Below are 22,070 nucleotides of genomic sequence, written 5' to 3'. Positions count from 1 at the left end.
ACCCAGGCTGATGCATTAACGCAAAAGTGCCCCTCCCCAACTGATTCAGTCAGGGAGGGGCACCTCTGTTTAACGCTGGTCTGCTGCTAGCCGCGCAGGCACTGCTGGTACTGGATCCAGGCGATGCCGTAGCGGATCCAGCCCAGGATGTCGTACCACCTGGTGGGCGGTACCGGTGCCGTGCAGACCGGCGGAACCGGTCCGCCGGCAACCTGGACAGCGGCCTTCACCACGGTGCCGGACTCGGCGGCCGTGAGCACCAAAGTTCCTGCCCCCGCAGCAGCGCCGGCAGGAACGGCGAGATTCACGGCGGCGGCGCCAGCCGAAACCGGCACCGTGCCAAGGCCCGTCACAGTCCCGGTGCTGTCGCTGAACACCGCAGTCAGGGAGGTATTCACCGGGCTGCCCAGCGATGTAAGGTCCAGTTTGGAAACCGCCAGGGTGATGGCATCCCCGGCCTTGACCTCCGTGGCCGTGGTGTTCACAACGGCCACCATCCGCCGGGCGAAGTCCGGCACCACGGGGTTGTGCGCCTGCAGGTAAGTGATCCAGGCGTCCCGATCCACCAGACCCGAATCCTTGGTCCCGGTTCCGTCCTTGAAGACCCGGAAGTTGTCGCCACCGGTGGCCAGGAAGCTGAACGTCCCGATCCGGTAGGACTTCGCCGGATCGATCAAGGCACCGGCCACACGGATGGAGGTGATCCGGTCACCGGCGGCGCGGGTGGCGTCGTAGGTGTAATTGACGTTCTTGGACAGGCCCAGCTGCTGGTAGGCGCGGCTGGGGACCGTGCCGTCGGCGTTGGTCTGCCACTGCTGCTCCAGGAGCGCCTTGAACTGCGCGCCGGTCAGGGACGTGGTCCACAGGTTGTTCACAAACGGCAGGACCGAGTTGGCCTCCGCGTACGTGATGGTGCCGTCCGGGGCGTAGTACAGCTCGTTGCGGAGGCCGCCGGGATTGACGACGCCGATTTCCGCGCCGCCCAGCTCGGCAGGCTGGAGCGACTCCAGCAGTGAGTCGGCCACCAGGTTGCCCAGCGTCGACTCGCTGGCACGGTCATCGCGCTTGGCCGGCCCGCCTGCGGGATCCGGGCTGAACGCCGTGGTGATATCGGCGGTCAGCGCGCCGACCGGCTGGTTGCCGATCGCGGCTGCGTCGGCCAGGGCCTTCTTCACAATGGCATCAACCGCTGCAACCCGCGGGTAGGCGGCGACCAGGCCTGCGGCGGCATCCGTGGTCCGCTTGACGTTCCCGGCCTTGGAAACGGTTACTTCCTTGGTGGCCGTGTCCACGGTGAGCTGGATCTGGCCGATGTTCTCGCCGTAGTTGCCGGTCTGGACAATCGGACGGGTCTGGCCGTCGGCCCCGGGGATGGGTGCGTCCCAGGCGTATTCCTTGTGCGTGTGGCCGGTGAAGATCGCGTCCACCTCGGGGGAGGTTTCGGTGACCAGCTTCGCGAACGGGCCGCCCGCTGCCACTTCCTGCTCGAGGGTGGCGCCGTCCGGCGTCCCCGACCCGGCGCCGTCGTGGTTTTCCGCGATGATCACGTCGGCGAGTTTCTCCGCCGTGATCTTGGCTGCCACGCGGTTGATGGCGTCCACGGGATCGCCGAAGTCAAGTTCGGTGATGCCGGCCGGTGTCACCAGGGACGGGACTTCCTGGGTGACGGTGCCGATGACGGCAACCTTCACACCGTCCATGTCCAGCACCGTGAATTCGGGCAGGACCGGTTCGGTGGTTCCCTTCCTGTAGACGTTCGCCCCGAGCAGCGGGAACGTGGCGTTGGCGCCGCCCGCGATGACGCGGTCGCGCAGGTCCGCCCAGCCGCCGTCGAACTCGTGGTTGCCCACGGCGGAAGCGTCCAGCTCCAGCGCGTTCAGCACGTCGATGGTGGGCTGGTCCTTGGCAACAGCCGAGGCGAACAGCGACGCGCCGATGTTGTCGCCGGCCGACAGGAAGGCCGTGGCTCCGGGTGCGGCGGCGCGCAGCTTCTCGATGGTGCCGGCGAACAGCACCGTGTTGGTGTCGATGCGGCCGTGGAAATCGTTAATGCCCAGGAAGTTCAGCTCAACACTGGCCGGCGTGACCGGGCCGGCAGGCAGGTCCAGGCCCACCACCACAGGATCGTGGTCGCTGGCGCGGTACTGGTCCGGCGCATAGTAGTTGGTCACATTGTTGTTATACCTGCTGTACTCCAGCGCCACGGACTCGACGGAGTTGATGTTCCAGATGTCCGCGCCGGTGACCACTGCATCAGCGCCTGGGGAGGCCAGGATGTGGTCCAGCGAACCCACCAGGCCGCCGAAGAGGTAGGAGTGCTTCGCCGAGCCGTCGGCGTTCTTCGCTTTGCCGTCCTGGTTGACGTAGCCGGCGTCCGTGAAGACATTCATCGGGTCTTCCTGGGCGTAGGAGTTGAAGTCGGCGGTCAGGAAAACCTTGTCCGTGCCCTTTGTTGCCTGCAGCCCGGCGGCGAAGTCCAGGAGCGACTTGGCCTGGGCGGTGCGGGCGAGGTTGGACGCGCCCTGGCCCTTGTCCGTGTCATCCGGCGTTGCTGCCGAACCCTTGGACTTGAAGTGGTTGGCGATGGCGATGAAGTTCTTGTCGTCCCCCGCGCCCACGGGCTTGAAAACCTGCGCCAGCGGTTTGCGGGCGTTGGCGAACGCGACGGTGTCGTTGTGGATGACGGACTCGCCCACAGGCTCGGCCACGGCCTTCTTGAAAATGAACGCGGTGCGGATTATGTCCTCGTCAGCCAGCGGGGGAACGTTGGCGGGTGTCCGCACGTAGTCCCAGATGCCGGGCGTTGCGATGTTGAGGGCGTCCACCAGTTTGGCCAGGGCGTCGTCGCGGTCCTTGCCGAACTGGGCGGAGTTTTCAATTTCCATCAGGGACACCACGTCGGCGCCGGACTTGGTGATCGCGGCGACGATCTTGGCCTGCTGGCGGAGGAAGTTCTCCGCGTTTGCGGCGCCGCGCGCGTCGCAGCCGCCCTGGACCGTGATGGGGTTCCCGTCGCGGTCCTTGTAGTACGAACAGCCCGTAAGCGTGTCGCCAGTGGTGGGGAAGTAGTTGAGCACGTTGAAGGAAGCGATCTTCAGGTTGCCGCCCACGCTGGCGGGAGCCTCGGTCCGGGTGGCGCCGAAGCTGGCCGGCTGGACCGTGCCTTTGTTGGCCTCGGTGAGGTGGGTCAGCGGCTGGAATTTCCAGGCGTTGTTGGCGTAGCTGAGCACCACATTGGTAGCGAATGTCACCGGCGAGCCCACCCGGACCGGGTCCGTCGCGGTCAGGTACGGCAGGACCTGGGCTTTGGTGCTGGCGTCCCTGAGGAAATTGGTGGTGGATCCGTCGTCGAGCTTGATGCCGCGGGCTGCGTTGTCCGCCACGGCGGCCTGGTATTCGGCAGAGCCGTAACGCGCCACGGCGGTGGGCTGCACCAGCGTGGTGGTCCCGCCCGAGAGCCCGATTTCGCCGTACTGGTTCAGCGAGTAGTTGTCGGTGACTGTGACCGGCCCTTGCGGTGCCAGCAGCATGCCCTCGAGTGCCTCGCGGAAGGATTCGGCTGCCGGTAGCGTGAAGGCGGTGGCCTTCACCTCGGGGGCGGCGTCGGTCAGTTTGGTCAGCCCCGCGGCGTCCGCCACGCTGACCTGGGTCATGCCGAAGAACTCGGAAACCGTGCCGGTGACCTCCACGAAGTCGCCGAGCTGCACGGACCCTGCGGTGGCAGGGGAATAGACAAAAACAGCGTCCGACGCCGTGTGGCCGGCCGGGGTGAGGTCGCCACCGGTTCCGGGGGTCTGGACGTAGTAGCCGGCGAAACCGCCGGTGGGGAAGGCCGCGGTGACTTTTCCGCGCGTTGTCACGGCCGTGCCGGCCAGCGGACTGGCCGTACCGGTGCCCTGGATTTCCGCAATCGTTTTGGTGCCGGGTACAGGGTCGGGGGTTGGATCGGGGTCCGGCGTTGGGTCCGGATCAGGATCCACGGTGCCGCCCGCCGCCGTCGGCGTGATGGCGGCGTTCAGCGTGAAGTCTGCACGGTTGCTGTTGGTGTCCGTCCCTGCGCTGCGGTTAAGGCTCTTGACGTCGGTGTTACCGGCGGGCGCCACGGCGGCTTGGGTTTCAAAGGTGTTGGAGGAACCGTAGCCGAGGAGGTCCGCCACCCCGGCCGGTTCAATAGCCGAGCCGGTGGTGAGCGTGGCGGCGGTGGCCTGCTTCGCCAGGATGATGGTTCCGGCGGAGCCGCTGAAGTTCAGGGAGGTCGCCACGACGTCCGGCGCCGGGAGGACGGCGCCGTTGGTGCCGTTGCTGCCGCCCTGGATGAGGTAGTGGCCCTTGGCAGGGATGGAACCGGAGAGGGCAGCCACGCTGGTGGGCGCCGCGGTTCCCGTGCCTGAACGGTACTGGACTGACCAGCCGTCCAGGGAGACCGCGGCGTCGGAGGTGTTGTAGAGCTCAACGAACTTACTCTTGTACGCTGCGCCGGCACTGCCGCCGCTCAGGTAGGCCTCGTTGATAACAACGGGTGAAGTGCCGGCCGGAGCTGCGTCGATGGCGAAGGCGGGGACCGCTGCCAGCGGTGTGGCGATGAGCCCCGCGGACAACGCTGTTCCCAGCGCTAATTTCCAAGGTGAATGGTGCATCCGCTCTACTTTCATAGGGGTGTCCCGGTAGGGGACCCGATGGAGTGTGTCCGGGTAGTACCTACGGACAATGGCCGGACAACACGCGTGATCAGGTGGTGTCCGGCACAGCAAAGCAGCGCCGAATGAACGCAGGATTGATGGTGGGTGCATTTGGCGAAACGTCCGTGGGGCAAAACAATACCGGCCGGTAGCTTCAAGGGAAGCTGCCGGCCGGTATTTCGTCGAAGGAATTTACTTATGCAACGATCTTGAACATGGCTCCAGTGGGGTCGGTCAGGGTGGCGAGGCGCCCGAACGGGGAATCGTCCGGGCCGTCGACCACGGTGGCTCCGAGCGAAACGGCCTTCTCAATCGACGCGTCCGCATCTTCGACGTTGAAGTAGACCTGCCAATTGGAGGGAACCTCAGCCGGCAGGTAGCCGGAGGCGTCCATGATGCCTGCCTTGGCGGAGTCCCCGGCACCCAGGGTGGTGTACCGGAATTCGGGCGTATCGCTCAAGACAGAAGTTTCCCAGCCAAACACGTCCTGGTAGAACTTCACGGCGGCGTCGTAGTCCTTGGTGTGGAGCTCGTGCCACGCGGCCGTGCCGGGCTCGGCCACGAGCTCGTACCCTTTCATTTCGCGCGGCTGCCACACGCCGACGGCCGCGCCGGCGGCGTCGCCGAAGATGGCCATGTGGCCCTGCTCCGGAACATCCATGGGCGGCATGTGAACCTGGCCGCCGTTGGCCGTGACGGCGGAGGCGGTGGCCTCGGCGTCGTCCGAGCGGAGGTATGTGGACCAAACGTCCGGCATGCCGGCCTGGCCCTCATCCTTCTGCATGAGCCCGGCCACGGTCTTGCCGTTCTTGCGTGCGGTGGTGTAGCCGCCGTACTTCTCCTCGTCGCCGGTCTCGTACTCCCAGCCGAAGAGTTCGCCGTAGAACTCGCGGGCTTTGGTGATGTCTGAGGTCATGAGGTCGATCCAGCAGGGTGCGCCGGGGGTGATCTCGGGTGCAGGCATGGTGAGCTCTTTCTGTCGATGGGTGGCAACAGGAACGACCCTATGTTCGGGCTCCGACAGTTTCAATGGTTCCGGTGTGGCGGCCCGCGAGCCCGTTAAACGAAGAACCCCGGCCCGCCATCACGTGGCGTACCGGGGTTCATTCGCGGAAGGTAAGAGATTCGAACTCTTGGTACGGGGTTACCGCACACTAGTTTTCAAGACTAGCTCCTTCGGCCGCTCGGACAACCTTCCCTAACGAGTAGTGTTTCATAGGCAGTTGGCTGCAACAAAACAGAGTCTGCCGTGCGTCCGGTGCACACTGGTTCTGGGGCACGAATCAGCTAGAAAACGGGAGTTCTCCATGAAAGCCGTCTACATATCAGAGCCTGGCGGTCCGGAGGTGCTGGAAGTCCGCGACGTGGACGCTCCGGTGCCCGGGCACGGTGAGGTATTGATCGACGTCGTTGCCGCCGGCCTGAACCGCGCGGACGTGCAGCAGCGCAGGGGCTACTACCCTCCTCCGCCCGGCGCCTCCGAGATCCCCGGGCTGGAAGTCTCCGGGCGGATCGCGGGCTTCGGTCCGGGCGTCACCAAAGCGTTCTCCGTGGGTGACAAAGTGGTGGCTCTGCTGTCCGGCGGAGGCTACGCGGAGCAGGTTGCGGTGCCGGCGGAACAGGTCCTGAGGATTCCCGACGGCGTTGATGTGGTCACCGCTGCGTCGCTGCCGGAAGTCGCAGCGACGGTCTACTCCAATCTGATCATGACGGCGCAGCTGCAGGCGGGCGAGACGGTCCTGATCCACGGCGCCACCGGCGGGATCGGCACCATGGCCATCCAGATGGCCAAGGCCTTCGGCGCCAAGGTGGCCACCACCGCGGGAACCGCGGAAAAGGTGGGGACCGCGAAGGCGTTCCTGGGAGCAGACATCGCCATCAACTACACCGAAGAGGACTTTCCGGACAGCCTGCGGCGGCAGAACGGCGGCAAGGGTGCCGACGTGATCCTCGACGTCGTCGGTGCCAAGTACCTGGCGCAGAACGTCGATGCGCTCGCTGACTACGGCCGGCTCGTTGTCATCGGCCTGCAGGGCGGGGCCAAGGGGGAACTGGATCTTGGCCAGCTCCTGCGGAAGCGTGCGGCAGTGGTTGCCACGGCACTGAGGCCACGCCCGGTGGCGGAAAAGGGCGCCATCATGAACGCAGTGCGCGAATCCGTGTGGCCCCTCATCACGGACGGCCGGATCCGCCCGCTGGTGGCCAAGACCTTCCCGCTGGACCAGGTTGCGGCCGCCCATCGGTACTTCGACAGCGGCGACCATGTGGGCAAGGTCCTGCTGGTTATGTAGGCCGGGTAGATACTGAGTATTGCTTTGGGCCGCGGACTGGGTTAGCCTCACTCTATACGCGGTATGCACGGGTCTTGGGGTCCGTGCATACCGACGCTGACGCCACCGCTAGGAGCATCATGTCCATCCGCCACAGCCTCCTTGCCCTGCTGCAGGACCAGCCGCGTTACGGCTACCAGCTCAGGGTTGAATTCGAGAACCGCACCGGGTCCACCTGGCCCCTGAACATCGGGCAGGTATACACCACGCTGGACAGGCTGGAACGCGACGGCCTGGTCAGCAAGGACGGCAGTGACGGCGAAGGCCACGTGGTCTACAGCATCACCGCCGCCGGCAAGGCGGAAGTGCAGAACTGGTTTGCCGCCCCCGTGGAGCGCAACAACCCGCCCCGGAACGAGCTGGCCATCAAACTGGCGCTCGCTGTCACGCTGCCGGGCGTGGATGTGCAGGCCATCATCCAGGCCCAGCGGGTGGCGTCCATCCGGGCGCTGCAGGACTACACCAAGGCCCGGCGCGACACGGCCGCCAACCAGCGGGCGGCGGATACCGCCTGGCTGCTGGTGCTGGATTCACTGATCTTCCAGACGGAAGCGGAGGTCCGCTGGCTGGATCTTTGCGAGGCCCGGATGCTGCAGCAGGCGCAGGCCGCAGGCCAGGCCTCACCACGCAAATCGTCCAACGGGGTCACTGTGGAAGAGGCTGCCCCGCTCATCGCGGACATCCGCCGATGAGCGTCCAGGGGCCGCAGCAGGTCCTGGAACTCGCCAGGGTCAGCAGGACGTTCGGTGAAGGCGCGACGGCGGTCGCCGCGTTGCGCGAGATAGACCTGAGTATCAGGGCCGGCGAGTTCGTCGCCGTGATGGGTCCGTCAGGTTCCGGGAAGTCCTCCCTCCTGGCGCTGGCCGGGGGACTTGACCGGCCGACGTCGGGCGGTGTCTTTGTGGAATCGACACCCCTGGGCGGGCTGGGACTGAACGAACTCGCCCGGTTGCGCCGCCGCGCCGTCGGCTACGTCTTCCAGGACTTCAACCTTGTCCCCACCCTGACGGCTGCCGAGAACGTGGCGCTGCCGCTGGAGCTGGATGGGACGGCCACCAGGAAGGCGCAACGCCAGGCCCTCGATGCGCTGCGGCAGGTGGGCATCCCGGAACTCGCGGACCGCTTTATGGACCAGATGTCCGGCGGACAGCAGCAGCGGGTGGCCATCGCGCGGGCCATCGTGGGCGACCGCCGGCTGATCCTGGCCGACGAACCCACGGGAGCCCTGGATTCCACCACCGGCCATGGCGTTATGGAGGTGCTTCGCGGACGTGCCGATGCCGGTGCGGCCGTGATGCTGGTGACCCATGAGGCCCGGCATGCCGCGTGGGCTGACCGGGTGGTGTTCCTCCGGGACGGCCGGATCGTGGACCAGGCAGTTGCCATGCACGATCCCGCCATGCTCTTCGCGCAGGCTGGCAACTGACGTGGCCCTCACCCTCGACCCGGCGCCCGGCGGGCGCCGGCAGGCTTTCCGCGTCGCCGTGCGGATGGCGCGGCGCGATATCCGCCGCCACAAAGGGCGGTCCCTTCTAATCGTCCTGCTGATCATGCTCCCCGTGGCCGCAATGACGGGGGCGGTCACACTGGTCCAGAGCACCCAGGAGACCGCCGCCGAGCGCGTGCAGTACCAGCTCGGCACCACGCAGGCGCGGTTCCGGCCCATGCCCATGGCAAATGGAGCCATGGTCCAGGACCCGGTCGAAGAGCTGCGCATCACCACGAATGACTGGGAAAGCAACCCGGACTTCACGCCGACTGATCCGCAGGACGCGATTCCAGCCGGCTACGACGTGCTCACAGAATCCACCCTCGACCTCACCGCCGAGTCGGGTGCGGCGGACGTGCGTGTGATGGGCCGAGCGGTGGACGCCCTGGCCCCGGCATTTGCCGGAAAATACACCCTGCTGGACGGCAGGGCCCCCGGGACTGATGCCGAGATGCTCGTGTCGCCGGGGCTGCTGGAGCGGTTCGGTCTGGGACTGGGGGAGGAGCTGGCGACGTCGGCCGGGACGTTTGTTGCGGTCGGAACGCTCCGCGATGCGGGCTATTCGGACAGCAACTCCATCGTTTACCTCAAGCCCGGCCAGGGTGACATGAGTCTTCCGGTTCCACCGGACTCTGCTGTCCGCGAGCCAACCGTGTCGGCCATCAAGGCCACCTCAACCAGCGCGGCGCTGCCGCTCACCACCTACGCGGCCGGGGCGCTGCTGGGCGCATTGGCATTGCTGGAGGTGGGGCTGTTGGCGGGAGCCGCGTTTGCCGTGGGCGCCAAGGGACAGGTCCGGGAGCTGGCCCTGCTCGCCGCGACGGGGGCCGAAAGCCCCACCATCCGCTCGGTGGTGATGGCGGCCGGTCTGTGGCTCGGCGGCGTTGGCGTAGCAGCCGGCGCCGCTGTGGGTCTGGCAGCGGCCGCCGCGGTGGTAATCGTGGCACGCCTGAGCGGATCGGTCCGTTTCCCGGGCTTCCATCCGGACGCGTTGTTGACGGTCCTTGTGATGGTTATGGGCTATGTCGCCTGTCTGCTGGCTGCCCTTGCGCCCGCGCGGCAGGTGGCGCGGCAGGCCGTTCTGGGCGCGCTCAAATCTGGGCGGGCGCCGGCGTCGGCCGGCAAATCGTCCACCGTGGTGGGTACTGTCCTGCTGGGAGTGGCTGCCGTGTCACTTGCCGTCGGCTCATGGCTTGCCGTCAGCAGCGAAGACCCTGATGTGTTCTTCTCAAGGACGCCGGTGATTCTCTGGTTCCTGCTGGGTGGCGCGGTACTGGGCGTTGCGTCCCTGGTCCTGCTGACCGGCAAGGTGGTGGCGTTCCTTGGCAAGCGTGCCGGACGCCTTCCGCTGGCTGCGCGCATGGCCGCCCGGGACTCTTCCCGCAACCGCGGCCGTACTGTTCCAGCTGTTGCCGCCGTCCTTGCCGCCGCCGCCCTCGCCAGTGCCGGCATGGTGCTGGCCGCCAGCCAGCAGGCGAACGAGCAGCAAAACCACTACTGGTCCGCGTTGAAAAACCAGGCAGTCCTGCCGTTATCCGTGTGGCAGCCTCCACTGGCTGACGGAACAATGCCGGACCCACTGCGGATCGACCCCGCAGAGGTGGTGTCCGCCCTGAATGGAGCAGTGGACACCGTCGAATGGACCAGCGTGTTGCGCACGGCCGCCATCCGGAACTGCGACGTGCGGCCCGAACTGGCTGACGCGTCGCCAGCGCAAACGCCGACGACGAGCTGCCTGCAATATTCGCTGGCCACACCCGAGGGTAACGCGTGCCCCGTGACCGCCGGCCATCAGCGTGTCCGGGATCCGGAGGATTGGCGCTGCCAGGGAGCGATGCGTCCGTACGAGACGCAGGGAAGTGTTGACTCCGTCATCGTCGGAACGGCCGATGACGTGGAAAGGCTGTTCGGAACGGTGCCCACGGCCGAAGCCCGCGACGTGTTGGCGGCCGGTGGCATGGTGGTGACCAACCCCGTGTTCGTCCGCGACGGGCACGCGTCCCTGGTGGCGAAGGACATGCGGAAGCCCGCGCCGGGCAATCCGGCCACTGGTGTCTTCCAGGGCTACGTGGAGACGGGACAGACGGAAGTTGCCGCGGCCGTGCTGGAGCCGGCAGTTAAGGTGCAGTACTACGGCGTAGTTTCCCCCGTGGCGGCAGCGACGGCCGGAATGCGCGTGGATGACAGCGCGCTGCTGGTCCAGTTCAGCGCCTACCCTGATGCCGTCCAGATGGACAAAATGTCCGAAGCGCTCGCCGGCATCTACAAGGACCGCTACGGGACCCCGCTTATCGAGCGCGGACCGGAGCAGGACGACTCGCTGATCCTCTGGTCCATCGTGGGCCTGGGCGCGCTGATCACGCTCAGCGCGGCAGGCATCACCACGGGCCTGTCCATGGCGGACTCGCAGAAGGACCACGTGACGCTTGCCGGCGTGGGTGCGGCCCCGCGCCTGCGGAAGGCGCTCGCAGGTTCCCAGGCGCTGATGACGGCGGGGCTCGGAACCGTGTTGGGAAGTGTTGCCGGGATAGTGCCCGCCGTGCTGCTGGTGACGGCCACCGGGATGGCGCGGACCGCCGTCGTTCCCTGGCTCCAGCTCGTGGCGCTGCTGATCGCAGTGCCGCTCACCGGTGCGGCCTTGGCTTGGCTGTTTACCCGGGCGAGGCTCCCGGTGTCCCGCCGGGAGGTGGGGACCTGAGCGGTCTGCCGCGGCAGCCGAATGGGCAGGGCCGGAATTAGGTCACACAGTTGGGTCTTTTTGATTGGGCCTAACAGGCCTACCGTGGGGCTTAGCACGCTGTCCGTCCCGGGCGGCCGAAGTACGGAGGGACCTCTTATGACAACGCATGTTGCCGATTGCAGTGTTACCCGTTGCTCGTTTAATGACCATGAAGGCTGTACGGCCCACGCCATCACGGTTGGCGGGAGCAAAGACCACGCCAGCTGCGCCACGTTCATCGATACCGGCACGCACGGCGGCCTGCCCAAGGTCCTGGCGGATGTCGGAGCATGCCAGCGCTCCGAGTGCGTCCACAACGACCACCTGATGTGCAACGCTGCGGAAGTCCACGTGGGCCCCGGCGCTGACAACGCGGACTGCCTTACTTACGCACACGCGTAGCCACGGCTCCCGCTCGGGATTAGTCACGAAGGCCTCCGTCCAGGAAACCCTGAACGGGGGCTTTTGTGCGCTCGGCGCCGCCCGCCCGCCGTTCACCGCAATGACACGCGGCGCGGGCACAATGCCGCCTCCTCGTTGGTGCGGCGTTGGTAGGGTGCCTTTGAGCAACTCACAGAAGCACCAAATCTCAAGGAGGAGACATGGCCAGCAGGCCTGACGAACCGGTACGTGCAGCGAAAGGAAGAGGCCCATTGACCGCTGATCCGAAGCTTCCGCCAACGGCCGTGGATGAGGCCGTCCGCGAGGCTGAGGACAAGAAATGGACCCCGGCCAAGATCGCCCTCTGGGCTGCCATCGCACTGCTCGGCGGCGTCGCCTGGTTCATGCTGGCGATCGTCCGTGGCGAGACCGTCAACGCGATCTGGTTCGTTTTTGCCTCGGTCTGTACCTACCTGATCGGTTACCGCTTCTACTCCAAAGTGATCGAACGCCTCATCACCAAGCCGGATGACCGCCGCGCCACGCCGGCGGAATACAAGGCTGACGGCAAGGACTATGTCCGCACGGACCGCAACGTGCTGTTCGGCCACCACTTCGCCGCCATCGCCGGCGCCGGCCCGCTGGTCGGACCCATCATCGCGGCCCAGATGGGCTACCTCCCCGGCACCATCTGGATCATCATCGGCGTTGTCCTCGCAGGCGCGGTCCAGGACTACCTGGTGATGTTCTTCTCCATGCGCCGCGGCGGCCGTTCCCTGGGCCAGATGGCCCGCGAAGAACTGGGCGTCATCGGCGGTACCGCAGCACTGATCGCCACGCTGCTGATCATGGTGATCATCGTGGCGATCCTCGCGCTCGTCGTCGTTAATGCCCTGGGCGAAAGCCCGTGGGGCGTGTTCTCGGTCGGCATGACCATCCCGATTGCGCTGTTTATGGGCGTCTACCTGCGCTACATCCGGCCGGGCAAGATCATGGAAGTCTCCCTGATCGGCTTTGTACTCCTGATGGCCGCGATCATCGGCGGCGGCCTGGTGGCGGAGACCGAATGGGGCTCCGCGTTCTTCACCCTGGACAAGGTGACCATCGCGTGGGGCCTCATTGTTTACGGCTTCATCGCGGCCATCCTCCCGGTCTGGCTGCTCCTGGCTCCCCGCGATTACCTCTCCACGTTTATGAAGATCGGCGTGATCGTGATGCTGGCACTGGCCATCATCGTGGTCCGCCCGGAGATCACTGTCCCGGCGTTCAGCGAGTTCGCCAGCAGGGACAACGGGCCGGTCTTCCCCGGTGCCCTGTTCCCGTTCCTTTTTGTCACCATTGCCTGCGGGGCGCTATCCGGCTTCCACGCCCTGATCTCCTCGGGCACTACCCCGAAACTGATCGAGAAGGAACGCCAGACCCGCTTCATCGGCTACGGCGGCATGCTGATGGAGTCGTTTGTGGCCATCATGGCGCTGGTCGCGGCCATCTCCATTGACCGCGGGCTGTACTTCGCCATGAACGCGCCGGCCGCCCTGACCGGCGGCACGGTGGAAACCGCGGCCGCCTGGGTCAATGGCCTTGGCCTGTCCGGGGTCAACGTCAGCCCGGCCATGCTCGCGGAGACGGCGGCCAACGTCGGGGAGCAAAGCATTGTGTCCCGGACCGGCGGCGCGCCCACACTTGCCGTGGGACTCGCCCACATCATGCAGCAGTTCATCGGCGGGACGGCCCTGATGGCGTTCTGGTACCACTTCGCCATTATGTTCGAGGCGCTGTTTATCCTCACCGCGGTCGACGCCGGTACACGCGTTGCGCGCTTTATGCTGCAGGACTCCATCGGCAACTTCATCCCGAAGTTCAAGGAGCACTCGTGGCGGCCGGGAGCCTGGCTGTGCACCGCCGTTATGGTGGGCGCCTGGGGTGCCGTGCTGCTCATGGGCGTGACCGATCCGCTGGGCGGCATCAACACGCTGTTCCCGCTCTTCGGCATCGCCAACCAGCTGCTGGCCGCGATCGCGCTGTCCGTGTGCCTGGCCATCGTCGCCAAGCGGGGGAGCTTCAAATACCTCTGGATCGTGGCCGTACCGCTGGCGTTCGCCGCCGTGGTGACTATCACCGCGAGCTACCAGAAGATCTTCTCGTCAACGCCTGCCGTCGGCTACTTCGCCAACAACGCAGCCTTCACCAAGGCACTCGCGGACGGCAAGACCGAGTTCGGCACAGCCAAGAGCGTTGCCGCCATGGAAGCCGTGGTGCGCAACACCGCCATCCAGGGCTGGCTGTCCGTCATCTTTGTGGTGTTGAGCATCATCGTCATTACCATGGCTTTGGTGGCCACCATCAAGGCCTTCCGCAACCATTCCGCTGGGTTGCCGAACGTTGACAACGAGGACGAGGCCCGGCCGTCGAAGGTCTTCGCACCCGCCGGGCTGATCCCCACACCCGCGGAGCGTGAGCTGGAGGCCGAGTGGAACAAGCTTCCGGCCGAGCTGCGGTTCGAAAGGGCAGGTCACCACAAATGAGCCCCGGTCTGGCCGCGGTGGCAACTGGGTTCCGGGGTTTCGCCCGGTACCTCGGCGGCGTGCTCGGTGCTGATGCGTACGCCAAGTACCTGGAGCACCACCACGCGGCCGGACACGGGGAGCCGCCACTGACGGAACGCGAGTTCTGGCGCGACCGGACGGACCGCCAGGATTCCAACCCGCAGGGCCGGTGCTGCTGACGCTGTCGGCCGGCCAGCCTTCACCGGCTGGCCGGCTTCATCAACTGGACTGCCTCCTCAACTGGACTGCTTCCTCAACTGGACTGCCCGTCCTCGGCTCGTGAGAGTATGAACGCATGAGCGATCCGACAGACACTCAGCCTGATGATGTCCCCGTTGAGGGCAGGACCCTCGACAACGGCGAACCGGCCATGCCGGCTGTGCCCATCCCGGCTGGAGCCGGCGCTGCAGGTCCGGCCACTACCGGCCCGGCGGCGTCGAGCAGGTCACTCGGGGGCAAGGCCAAGGGCAGCAACCTGCAGGATCTTGTGGACGAGCCTGCGAAAGTCATGCGGATCGGCACCATGATCCGGCAGCTCCTGGCAGAGGTTAAGTCGGCACCGCTGGACGACGCCGCGCGCGAACGCCTCGCCGAGATCCACGAACGTTCCATCAAGGAGCTGGAGGACGGCCTGGCCCCGGAGCTCGTTGAAGAACTGGAACGGATCAGCCTGCCTTTCCCGGAGAACGCCACGCCGTCGGACGCGGAGCTTCGGATCGCCCAGGCGCAGCTGGTGGGGTGGCTTGAAGGCCTCTTCCACGGGATCCAGACGGCCATCGCCGCCCAGCACGCGGCACGGGAGCAGGCCGCCGCGCAGATGCACCTGAGGCAGCTTCCGCCAGGCACCATGATCGCCCCGGGTGTGGTGATCGGGGAGAACGGCGAGCCGCAGAGGGCCGCCGCCGGCCAGCATTCCGGTCCGGTGCCGTCAGGCCGGCCGGAGGACCCGGACCACGGTCCCGGTCAGTACCTCTAGGTTCCTGCGTGGGATTCTTTACTGCCGCCCGCCAAGGGCGCAAGGACGATGCTGAGCTGGGCAAGGGCCTTTGGCGCCGTGCCAACGATCGTTTCCACCGTGGCCTGGACCGCTATCACCAGGTCCTCGAAGGTGTCGAGGACGAGCAGCTTTATGCGGAACTCGTGGGAGTCGCGAACGAGCTGGCGGGGCTCCTCGAACGTGTCCGTGTTGTTTGCGTCGAGGCCCAGCGACGTTCGCCCAGCGAGGGGCTGGACATTCCTGGCGACCTGGCCGGTGTGCACCGGTCGCTGTCGAAGGCAGGCAATTCACTGGCCACCACTGCCGAGGCTGCCGCCATGCTGCGGCTCGCCGTCGGTCCGGTGCCGGTGGGGGCGGCCTCGGTACGGCGCCGCGCGGAATCAGTCTTTGAGCAGGTGGCCGACGCCGAACGCCGGCTCGCCGAGGATGCCGCCGCCGGCGGCCAGCCCGAAAGCCGTTCCGGCTGAGCGGTATTTCCGGCTGAGCCTCAGGCGGCGATTCTCGCCTGCCCCACGGCAACAGCGTCGATGACGGCCCACGATTCCTCGGTGCCGCAGTTCCGGTTGGCGAAACGCTCGGCTTCCTTCAGTGAGTCGAAGATTTCACTGTTGATCCGGCCGCAATCGGCGTCGAAGTATGTAACGTGAAATTCCTGTGCAAGTTGGTTTTCCATAGATCCAGTCTGCAACCGGGGTCTGACAATAACCGTTCATCAGTCCCGCGTGTTGCCCAGGCGTAGCACCCGCTCCTGCGCGAGCATGGCCGAACGCTTGGCCTTATCAGCCGCCCGGGCCGCCTGCTTGGCCTCGGCTGCCGCCGTGCCCAGGTTTTTCCTGGCGCTGTCCAGCTGCTCCTCCGCGGCTTTGAGCCGGTCGCGGAGCTCACGTGTTTCGCGGGTCAGGTCCGCGACTTCGGCCTCCGTGTCCGCCAGCTGACTTTGCCGCTCCACGGCCAGCCGGGCGGACTCCTCTTCGGCTGCCATGGCCTCGCCCAAGGCAGCGTTGGCTTTCTCCAGCGCCGAGGGGGACGCCGGGCGCGGAGTCTCCCTGACAGCCTTGAGGCGCGGTTGGTCCGCGGGTTTGCGGGTGCCGGGTTCCGCCGTCGTCCGTTCTTCTTCCGGTGCGGTAGCCGCCGGTGGCTGTTTGGTAGTGAGCTGCGTAGTGGTGGACAGCGGCGCCGGCACGGCCCCGGGCACCGCTACGGCCCCATCGAGATCAACAGTGTCCACGCCGTCGGCGGACAGCGACTGGACCAGCAGTCCGCTTTCGACGGCGGCAGTGGCACCTTCGTCGGCGGTCATCGCCTGCAGGGTCCGCTCGACGTCGGCGGCGATGGTGGCGCTGATGCTGCGCCCCTGGCGTTCAGCAACAGCGCGGGCGGTCTCGACGGCGGTCGCCAGCAGGGTGCGGCGCTCCCGCGCCAGTTCCCGGAGGGCGGCGGCGTCGAGGGATGCCTGGGCCGACCGCATCCGTTGGCCGAGTTCGGCAAGCTGCGCGAGCACTCCTGGCTCATGGATGGCCAGCATGTTGATGGCCCAGGCCGCCGCTGAAGGTTTTGGCAAGGCCTTGACGGCAGTCGGGAGCTCCTTCCCGGAACCGGCGGCGGCCTTGGCTGCGGCGGTCCGGGCGGCCACAAATTCCTCGATAGGCAGGGCGTACAGTTTGAACGCGATAGCCGTCAGCGCCTTGTCATCCATGCTCGCCATCATAGGGGGCGGGCTCCGGAGCCGAAGGGTATGTGTGCCGCCTAGACTGGCCGCATGAGAAGAGTGTGGGGGCTCCTTGTCCGGCCGGCCGTTCTGATGTTGGCAGTCTGCATCCCGGTTGCCGGCTGCTCGAACGTCTGTCCGGCCATCGGGTGGGTCAACTCCATCACGGTTGAACTGGCGGGTGATGTCTCGCATGTGGATACCGTGCAGCTGTGCGCCGATGGCGCTTGTTCGGAGTTGCGACCGGAGCCGGGGACGGCAGCACCGCCCATTGTCGTGACAACAACGCTGGATGCCAGGGCTCCGCACACCCCGGAAGCCCAGCCCACCATGGCCCCGTTCTACGCTGAAAGGATCGACGCCGATACCTGGCGGTTCACCGTCAGCATGAGCCCTCCTGACCACGTGACCGCTAAAGCGCTGTCTGCCACGGGCGAGGTCCTCGCCGAGAAGGAAGCCGACCTGGACTGGAAGCGGGTTGGCGGCTCGGCCCAGTGCGGCGGTCCCGTGGAAGCTTCGCCGGTCGAACTCACGGTTCCGCCAGGGCTCTAGTCTCCGTTCAGATCGAAGTCCAGGTCCAGGTCCTCCGGAGACATGAGCGTCCGCCACGTCGACCTCACCCGTGCGGTGGGTAGTTCTGCGGCGATGGGCATCCGGTCAACGGCCACGAGCTGGTCCAGATCCAGGCCGGTGACGGCTGCGATATCGCGGATGGGAACCTGAAAAGTCCGGAACGGGCCCAGGGGCGGGGCCTCGTCGTCCACGGCGCCCGGGCGGGGCACGTCGGGCAGGTCGGCCAGCTGTGGTGTCTGGTCCACGATGTAGCCGGTGGCCGAAAGCTCCCCGTCCTGGAGGAATGCGGCGACCTTGAAGAACAGCAGCGGAATGTCCACGCCGCGGTACACGGGGTCGTTGTCCCCGAAGATGGGCCCGGTGAACACGATCAGCCGCCGGCCGTGGTCGGCGGCATGCTCCAGCAGGTAGGCCTCCAACCCGAGCCACAGGTCCAGGCTCTGGTTGAACTTCGCAGCCTGGGGCACGGCGTTCGTGTAGTGGAACGTGTCCTCATTCGCTTGGGCGGCCTCCTGCCGGGTATCACCCCAGACGGCTGAGGCGCGCCGGACCAGGTGGCCCCTATCAAGGTTGTTCCGGGCGTAGAGCTGCTCGCCGGTCTGCTGGTCCTCGGCCAACCTTGGATCCAGCTGCCATTGGATCCCGGATCGGTCCAGATCCATCAGCTTCTCCCCGTCGATGCCGAGGGCCGTGACGGCGGCCAGGCGCTTGTCCAGCCGCATGAGCACCGAGAAGTGGGTGTAGGGCAGCAGGATCGTTTTCGTGTCGGCCAGAATCGGCACAGGAACCTGTACACCCAGGAAGTCGACGTCGTACCCCGCCCGGTTCGACAGATCACGTGCAGCGGCAGAACCCGGTACCAGCAATAGTTCGTCCATGGCCGGACATTAGCAGTGGAAGATGACGGCAGGATGAATTTCGGTGGACCACAGGGAAACTGCCGTCGGCGGCCCAGCTCAATGCGGCGGGCTGTCGGAGGGCTTAACCAGCGAAAAACCCCGTATCATCGTCGAAATCAGCGACAATACGGGGTTTATCCCGAGCTTCCTATCAGAATCGAACTGATGACCTTTTCATTACGAGTGAAACGCTCTACCGACTGAGCTAAGGAAGCACCGCATAATTGGCCCGGCGTAACCGGGCGGTTCATGCAAGAGTCAACTGTAATAGAGTCCCTGCGCCCGGGTCAAAATGGGCGCCGAAACAGCTCAGCAGAACTCCTCAGCAGACGGTGTTGTCGGCGGGAACAGTTCCGTCCACAAGGTACTTGTCCACGGCGTCTTCGAGGCAGCTGTTGGCCCGGCCGTAGGCGGTGTGGCCCTCTCCCTGCCAGGTCAGCAGGGAGGCGTTGCCCAGCTGTTTGCGTAGGGATGCGGCCCATTCCACCGGGGTGGCAGGGTCGCCGGTGGTTCCGACAACCACGATGGGAGCGTCGCCGGTGTATTCCACCGGGGCGGGAGTCCGCAGGTTCTTGTACGGCCAGTCCACACAGTTGGTGCCGCCGTAGGCGAAGAAGTAGCCCAGGGTGGGGGAGGCCTGCATAAGCTGTTGCTGTTCCGCGCGCATGGCGGCAGTATCGGACACCATGGGGTAGTCCAGGCAGTTGATGGCGCCGAAGGCGAAGGTGGAGTTGGACGTGTACTTCCCGTCGGCGCCGCGGTCAGCGCCGAGGTCCGCCAGACGGAGCATCAGGCTGGCATCACCGTTCAGTGCAGCTTCGAGGGCCTGGGTCAGGGCGGGCCAGCTCTGGTCGTTATACAGCGGAGTGATGAGGCCGCTGACGAACATCGTGGCGTTCACCAGGCGGCCGTCCTTGGCCTGCCAAGGTGTGTTCTGGACGGCGGTGATGAGGTCGCGGATCTGCTGGACTCCGCTGTCCACGTTCCCGCTGAGCGGACACGAGGATTCCTGCTGGCAACTGGCCACGTAGGCCCTGATGGCTTTTTCGAAAGCCACGGCCTGGCCGCTGGTCAGCTCCTCGTTGCTGATGGACGGATCCAGGGCGCCATCCAGGACCATACGGCCCACGTTGTCCGGGAACAGCGAGGCGTAGGTGGAACCAAGGAACGTGCCGTAGGAGTACCCCAGGTAATTGAGCTTCGAGTCATTGACCACAGCCCGCAGGATGTCCAGGTCCTTGGCAGCGCTGACCGTGTCGACGTGGCCCAGTACCGGACCCGTCTTGGCGGCGCACTGCGCGGCGATGGCCTTGTTATCGGTCAAAGCGGCGGCAAGCCCTGCATCGGTATCCAGTGCGTAGACCTTTGCCCGGGACGCGTCCCGTTCGGCATCCGTCAGGCACGTAACAGGGGCGGAGCGTTTGACGCCCCGAGGATCAAAGCCCACCAGGTCATAGTTGGCCCGGACAGACTGCGGGAAGTGCGTTCCGGCCGCATCCTTGACGAAGTCGTAGCCGGACCCGCCCGGACCGCCCGGGTTGACCAGCAGGGTGCCGGTTTTCTTGCCCGTGCTGGGAGCCCGCAGCGCAGCTATCTGGATCGTGTCGCCGTCCGGCTTCGCGTAGTCCATCGGCACGGTGACCTTGGCGCACTGGAAGCCGTTTTCGCAGGGCTCCCACACAACCTCCTGGGCGTAGAAGGTGTCCAAGCCGGCGGGCGCGGACGCCACGATAGCAGGGTCTGCCTTCGCCGTAGCGGGGGCCGCGTCCGGGGTGTCCCCGCCAAAGAGGCCGCACGAGGCCAGCGTCAGGGCCAGGATCAGGGCGCCGGCAGCCCGCAGCCCAATCACCAGGGATCGGGAGCGTGCGGGCAGGGGGCGTGCAGTCATCGAGCGGTCTCCTAGTAGGTGCTAGATCAGGCTGGCGGCCATGGACTCAATGGTCAACAGCGGTGCAACGTTGGTGGTGGTGATGCGTTGGCGGGCTTTGTTGATGGCGTCCATGCGGGCGAGGGTGGTCTCCGGGGCAGACCGGGCGGCGAATTCCTCCAGCTCACCCCTGAGCTCAACGTTTACCAGCTCCACGGCGTTCCCGAGCTGGATGATCAGCACATCCCGGTAGAACGACAGGAGGTCCGTCAACGTCCGGTCCAGCGAGTCCGTGATGGATCGCTTGGCCCGTCGTTTCTGGTCGTCTTCAAGCTGCCTGACCTGGCTGCGCATGGTCGGCGGGAGCGTCCCTGACTCCGGGGCACCCAGGGTGGCCAGCAGCGCAGCCTTCTCGGCGGCGTCGCGCTCTTCATTGGAACTGTTGGCTTCGGCGGTGGCGATCTTCACGAGCTTGTCCGCCATCATCACCGCTGCGGTCACGCCGCGCAGACCCAGGGGGAACCTCACCGTTTCCAGCCGGCGTTCCCTTGCCTCGGGGTCCCGCGCCAGCCGGCGGGCGATCCCCACATGGCTTTGCGCCGCGCGGGCAGCGCGTTCGGCGAGTGCCGGGTCCACGCCGTCGCGCTTCACGAGCAAAGTGGCGACGTCGGCGGCCGGCGGCAGCCGCAGGGCCACGGCCCTGCAGCGCGAACGGATGGTCACCAGGACGTCAGCGGGCGACGGTGCGCACAGCATCCAGATGGTCCGCGGCGTGGGTTCCTCGATGGCCTTCAGCAGCACATTGGTGGTCCGCTCGGCCATGCGGTCGGCGTCTTCCACCACAATGATCCGCCAGCGCCCGGACGACGGCCGGTTGCCCGCCTTGGACACCAGATCGCGGGCTTCATCGATGGTGATGGTGACCTTCTCGGTCCTGACGTACGTCACGTCCGAATGGGTCTCGCCGAGGATGGTCAGGCAGGCGGGACACTCCCCGCAGCCGCGCCTGGCCACGTCGTCCTGATCGCAGTTGAGGGCGGCCGCGAAGGCCTTCGCGGCATTGGAACGCCCGGATCCGGGCGGGCCCGTGAACAGCCAGGCATGGGTCAGTCCTTCGCCCCGCGAGGCAAGGCGGAGCTGTTCGACGACGGCGGGCTGGCCCTGGAGGTCGTCCCAGACAGTCATGCGGCGCCCTGGCCTGCAGACGCGAGCAAGGCATCAACGCGGGTGAGGATCAGCGCGGCCAGTTCGTTGACGGGCAGCTCCGCCGGCAGGACCAGATACGTATCCGGCCGGCTGGAGGCCAGTTCGAGGAACGCCCCTCGGATTGTTGAATGGAACTCATCGGCCTCTGACTCAAGGCGGTCTTCGGCGGCGTCGCCGGCTGTGCGGCGGCGGCGGCCGTCAGCGGGGTCCACGTCCAGCAACACCGTGAGGTCGGGCTGCAGCCCGGACGTCGCCCATTCGTTGAGGGTACGCACGGCGTCGGCACCCAGATCGCGGCCGGCCCCTTGGTACGCCACGGACGAATCAATGTAGCGGTCCGTCAGGACAACCTCGCCGCGTTCCAGTGCCGGGCGGATCACCTGGCTGGCATGGGCCGCGCGGGAGGCAGCAAAGATGAGTGCCTCGGTGTGGGCGTCGATGTGGCCGTGGCCATGGTCCAGGACCAGGGAACGCAGTTTTTCGCCAATGGGCGTCCCGCCGGGTTCGCGGGTCCGCAGGACTGTCAGGCCACGTGTTTCCAGAGCCTCGGCAAGACGGGCCGCCTGGGTGGACTTGCCGGCGCCGTCGCCGCCCTCGAAGGCGATGAAAAGTCCAGGGCTGTTGGTGGTCACTGGTCTAGACTACCGACTTCGGGAGCCGCTGCACGTCCAAGTAC

At 66.4% G+C, this 22,070-nt stretch carries 18 protein-coding genes and 2 tRNA genes; 10 read left to right on the top strand and 10 right to left on the bottom strand.

What is annotated here, in order from left to right; genetic code table 11:
- Nucleotides 1–86: 86 nt before the first annotated feature.
- The 3 genes from ASG77_RS06065 to ASG77_RS06055 form a co-directional block, all read right to left on the bottom strand.
- On the bottom strand, nucleotides 87–4,637 hold the full coding sequence (locus ASG77_RS06065) for an ExeM/NucH family extracellular endonuclease (protein ID WP_056342546.1): 4,551 nt from the start codon (nucleotides 4,635–4,637) through the stop codon (nucleotides 87–89).
- A 238-nt stretch (nucleotides 4,638–4,875) separates the two neighbouring features.
- Entirely contained in the window at nucleotides 4,876–5,643 is a 768-nt protein-coding gene (locus ASG77_RS06060) for a VOC family protein (RefSeq protein WP_056342543.1), read from the bottom strand.
- Nucleotides 5,644–5,789: 146 nt separating this feature from the next.
- Nucleotides 5,790–5,877: transfer RNA gene (locus ASG77_RS06055), tRNA-Ser, on the bottom strand.
- Nucleotides 5,878–5,986: 109 nt separating this feature from the next.
- Between ASG77_RS06055 and ASG77_RS06050 the strand changes: the two genes are divergently transcribed.
- The 9 genes from ASG77_RS06050 to ASG77_RS06010 all read left to right on the top strand — a co-directional run bounded on the left by ASG77_RS06050 (nucleotide 5,987) and on the right by ASG77_RS06010 (nucleotide 15,608).
- Nucleotides 5,987–6,970: an NAD(P)H-quinone oxidoreductase gene (locus ASG77_RS06050; RefSeq protein ID WP_056342539.1), complete on the top strand. Its 984-nt coding sequence runs from the start codon at nucleotides 5,987–5,989 to the stop codon at nucleotides 6,968–6,970.
- A 119-nt stretch (nucleotides 6,971–7,089) separates the two neighbouring features.
- Nucleotides 7,090–7,701 (top strand): PadR family transcriptional regulator, encoded by a 612-nt coding sequence (locus ASG77_RS06045; protein WP_056342537.1) that lies wholly within the window; start codon nucleotides 7,090–7,092, stop codon nucleotides 7,699–7,701.
- The gene (locus ASG77_RS06040; RefSeq protein ID WP_056342534.1) at nucleotides 7,698–8,435 is read left to right on the top strand and encodes an ABC transporter ATP-binding protein; all 738 of its coding nucleotides are present in this window, start codon (nucleotides 7,698–7,700) and stop codon (nucleotides 8,433–8,435) included. The genes ASG77_RS06045 and ASG77_RS06040 overlap by 4 nt, the downstream gene beginning before the upstream one ends.
- 1 nt (nucleotide 8,436) lies before the next feature.
- Nucleotides 8,437–11,196, top strand: a complete 2,760-nt coding sequence (locus ASG77_RS06035; protein ID WP_056342531.1) for an FtsX-like permease family protein — start codon at nucleotides 8,437–8,439, stop codon at nucleotides 11,194–11,196.
- A 138-nt stretch (nucleotides 11,197–11,334) separates the two neighbouring features.
- Nucleotides 11,335–11,619, top strand: coding sequence for a DUF1540 domain-containing protein (locus tag ASG77_RS06030; protein WP_056342528.1), 285 nt, complete (start codon nucleotides 11,335–11,337; stop codon nucleotides 11,617–11,619).
- A gap of 200 nt (nucleotides 11,620–11,819) precedes the next feature.
- A complete protein-coding gene (locus ASG77_RS06025; protein WP_056342526.1) occupies nucleotides 11,820–14,123 on the top strand; it encodes a carbon starvation CstA family protein in 2,304 nt (767 codons plus the stop codon).
- Nucleotides 14,120–14,323 (top strand): YbdD/YjiX family protein, encoded by a 204-nt coding sequence (locus tag ASG77_RS06020; RefSeq protein ID WP_056342522.1) that lies wholly within the window; start codon nucleotides 14,120–14,122, stop codon nucleotides 14,321–14,323. The genes ASG77_RS06025 and ASG77_RS06020 overlap by 4 nt, the downstream gene beginning before the upstream one ends.
- A 116-nt stretch (nucleotides 14,324–14,439) precedes the next feature.
- A complete protein-coding gene (locus ASG77_RS06015; protein ID WP_056342517.1) occupies nucleotides 14,440–15,120 on the top strand; it encodes a bacterial proteasome activator family protein in 681 nt (226 codons plus the stop codon).
- A gap of 8 nt (nucleotides 15,121–15,128) precedes the next feature.
- The gene (locus ASG77_RS06010; protein ID WP_056342515.1) at nucleotides 15,129–15,608 is read left to right on the top strand and encodes a hypothetical protein; all 480 of its coding nucleotides are present in this window, start codon (nucleotides 15,129–15,131) and stop codon (nucleotides 15,606–15,608) included.
- 20 nt (nucleotides 15,609–15,628) lie between these two features.
- Here ASG77_RS06010 and ASG77_RS06005 read toward each other — a convergent pair whose 3' ends face one another.
- On the bottom strand, nucleotides 15,629–15,814 hold the full coding sequence (locus ASG77_RS06005) for a hypothetical protein (protein ID WP_056342512.1): 186 nt from the start codon (nucleotides 15,812–15,814) through the stop codon (nucleotides 15,629–15,631).
- Nucleotides 15,815–15,853: 39 nt separating this feature from the next.
- On the bottom strand, nucleotides 15,854–16,837 hold the full coding sequence (locus ASG77_RS06000; protein ID WP_056342649.1) for a hypothetical protein: 984 nt from the start codon (nucleotides 16,835–16,837) through the stop codon (nucleotides 15,854–15,856).
- Between the two features lie 63 nt (nucleotides 16,838–16,900).
- Between ASG77_RS06000 and ASG77_RS05995 the strand changes: the two genes are divergently transcribed.
- Nucleotides 16,901–17,401 carry a hypothetical protein gene (locus ASG77_RS05995; protein ID WP_156380190.1) on the top strand — a complete coding sequence of 167 codons (501 nt, stop codon included), beginning with the start codon at nucleotides 16,901–16,903 and terminating at the stop codon, nucleotides 17,399–17,401.
- Here the strand turns inward: ASG77_RS05995 and ASG77_RS05990 are convergent.
- From ASG77_RS05990 to tmk, 5 genes are all read right to left on the bottom strand, one after another.
- The gene (locus ASG77_RS05990) at nucleotides 17,398–18,300 is read right to left on the bottom strand and encodes a DNA/RNA non-specific endonuclease (protein WP_056342506.1); all 903 of its coding nucleotides are present in this window, start codon (nucleotides 18,298–18,300) and stop codon (nucleotides 17,398–17,400) included. The genes ASG77_RS05995 and ASG77_RS05990 overlap by 4 nt on opposite strands.
- A gap of 163 nt (nucleotides 18,301–18,463) precedes the next feature.
- Nucleotides 18,464–18,536 (bottom strand) — tRNA-Thr (locus ASG77_RS05985).
- A gap of 107 nt (nucleotides 18,537–18,643) precedes the next feature.
- On the bottom strand, nucleotides 18,644–20,209 hold the full coding sequence (locus ASG77_RS05980) for an alpha/beta hydrolase (RefSeq protein ID WP_056342504.1): 1,566 nt from the start codon (nucleotides 20,207–20,209) through the stop codon (nucleotides 18,644–18,646).
- A 21-nt stretch (nucleotides 20,210–20,230) separates the two neighbouring features.
- The gene (locus ASG77_RS05975; RefSeq protein WP_056342501.1) at nucleotides 20,231–21,373 is read right to left on the bottom strand and encodes a DNA polymerase III subunit delta'; all 1,143 of its coding nucleotides are present in this window, start codon (nucleotides 21,371–21,373) and stop codon (nucleotides 20,231–20,233) included.
- Nucleotides 21,370–22,026, bottom strand: coding sequence for a dTMP kinase (tmk, locus tag ASG77_RS05970; RefSeq protein WP_056342497.1), 657 nt, complete (start codon nucleotides 22,024–22,026; stop codon nucleotides 21,370–21,372). Before tmk ends, ASG77_RS05975 begins: the two co-directional genes overlap by 4 nt.
- Between the last annotated feature and the right edge of the window lie 44 nt (nucleotides 22,027–22,070).

Source organism: Arthrobacter sp. Soil762, from assembly GCF_001428335.1.
Lineage (GTDB): Bacteria > Actinomycetota > Actinomycetes > Actinomycetales > Micrococcaceae > Arthrobacter.
Note: the sequence above shows the minus strand (reverse complement) of the source record. Positions and strands in the feature narration are given on the sequence as shown.

Bases quoted from the DNA above. Each gene is read 5' to 3' on its own strand.
- ASG77_RS06065 (WP_056342546.1), bottom strand. From the start codon at position 4,637: ATGCACCATTCACCTTGGAAATTAGCGCTGGGAACAGCGTTGTCCGCG.
- ASG77_RS06060 (WP_056342543.1), bottom strand. From the start codon at position 5,643: ATGCCTGCACCCGAGATCACCCCCGGCGCACCCTGCTGGATCGACCTC.
- ASG77_RS06050 (WP_056342539.1), top strand. From the start codon at position 5,987: ATGAAAGCCGTCTACATATCAGAGCCTGGCGGTCCGGAGGTGCTGGAA.
- ASG77_RS06045 (WP_056342537.1), top strand. From the start codon at position 7,090: ATGTCCATCCGCCACAGCCTCCTTGCCCTGCTGCAGGACCAGCCGCGT.
- ASG77_RS06040 (WP_056342534.1), top strand. From the start codon at position 7,698: ATGAGCGTCCAGGGGCCGCAGCAGGTCCTGGAACTCGCCAGGGTCAGC.
- ASG77_RS06030 (WP_056342528.1), top strand. From the start codon at position 11,335: ATGACAACGCATGTTGCCGATTGCAGTGTTACCCGTTGCTCGTTTAAT.
- ASG77_RS06025 (WP_056342526.1), top strand. From the start codon at position 11,820: ATGGCCAGCAGGCCTGACGAACCGGTACGTGCAGCGAAAGGAAGAGGC.
- ASG77_RS06020 (WP_056342522.1), top strand. From the start codon at position 14,120: ATGAGCCCCGGTCTGGCCGCGGTGGCAACTGGGTTCCGGGGTTTCGCC.
- ASG77_RS06015 (WP_056342517.1), top strand. From the start codon at position 14,440: ATGAGCGATCCGACAGACACTCAGCCTGATGATGTCCCCGTTGAGGGC.
- ASG77_RS06005 (WP_056342512.1), bottom strand. From the start codon at position 15,814: ATGGAAAACCAACTTGCACAGGAATTTCACGTTACATACTTCGACGCC.
- ASG77_RS06000 (WP_056342649.1), bottom strand. From the start codon at position 16,837: ATGGATGACAAGGCGCTGACGGCTATCGCGTTCAAACTGTACGCCCTG.
- ASG77_RS05995 (WP_156380190.1), top strand. From the start codon at position 16,901: ATGAGAAGAGTGTGGGGGCTCCTTGTCCGGCCGGCCGTTCTGATGTTG.
- ASG77_RS05990 (WP_056342506.1), bottom strand. From the start codon at position 18,300: ATGGACGAACTATTGCTGGTACCGGGTTCTGCCGCTGCACGTGATCTG.
- ASG77_RS05980 (WP_056342504.1), bottom strand. From the start codon at position 20,209: ATGACTGCACGCCCCCTGCCCGCACGCTCCCGATCCCTGGTGATTGGG.
- ASG77_RS05975 (WP_056342501.1), bottom strand. From the start codon at position 21,373: ATGACTGTCTGGGACGACCTCCAGGGCCAGCCCGCCGTCGTCGAACAG.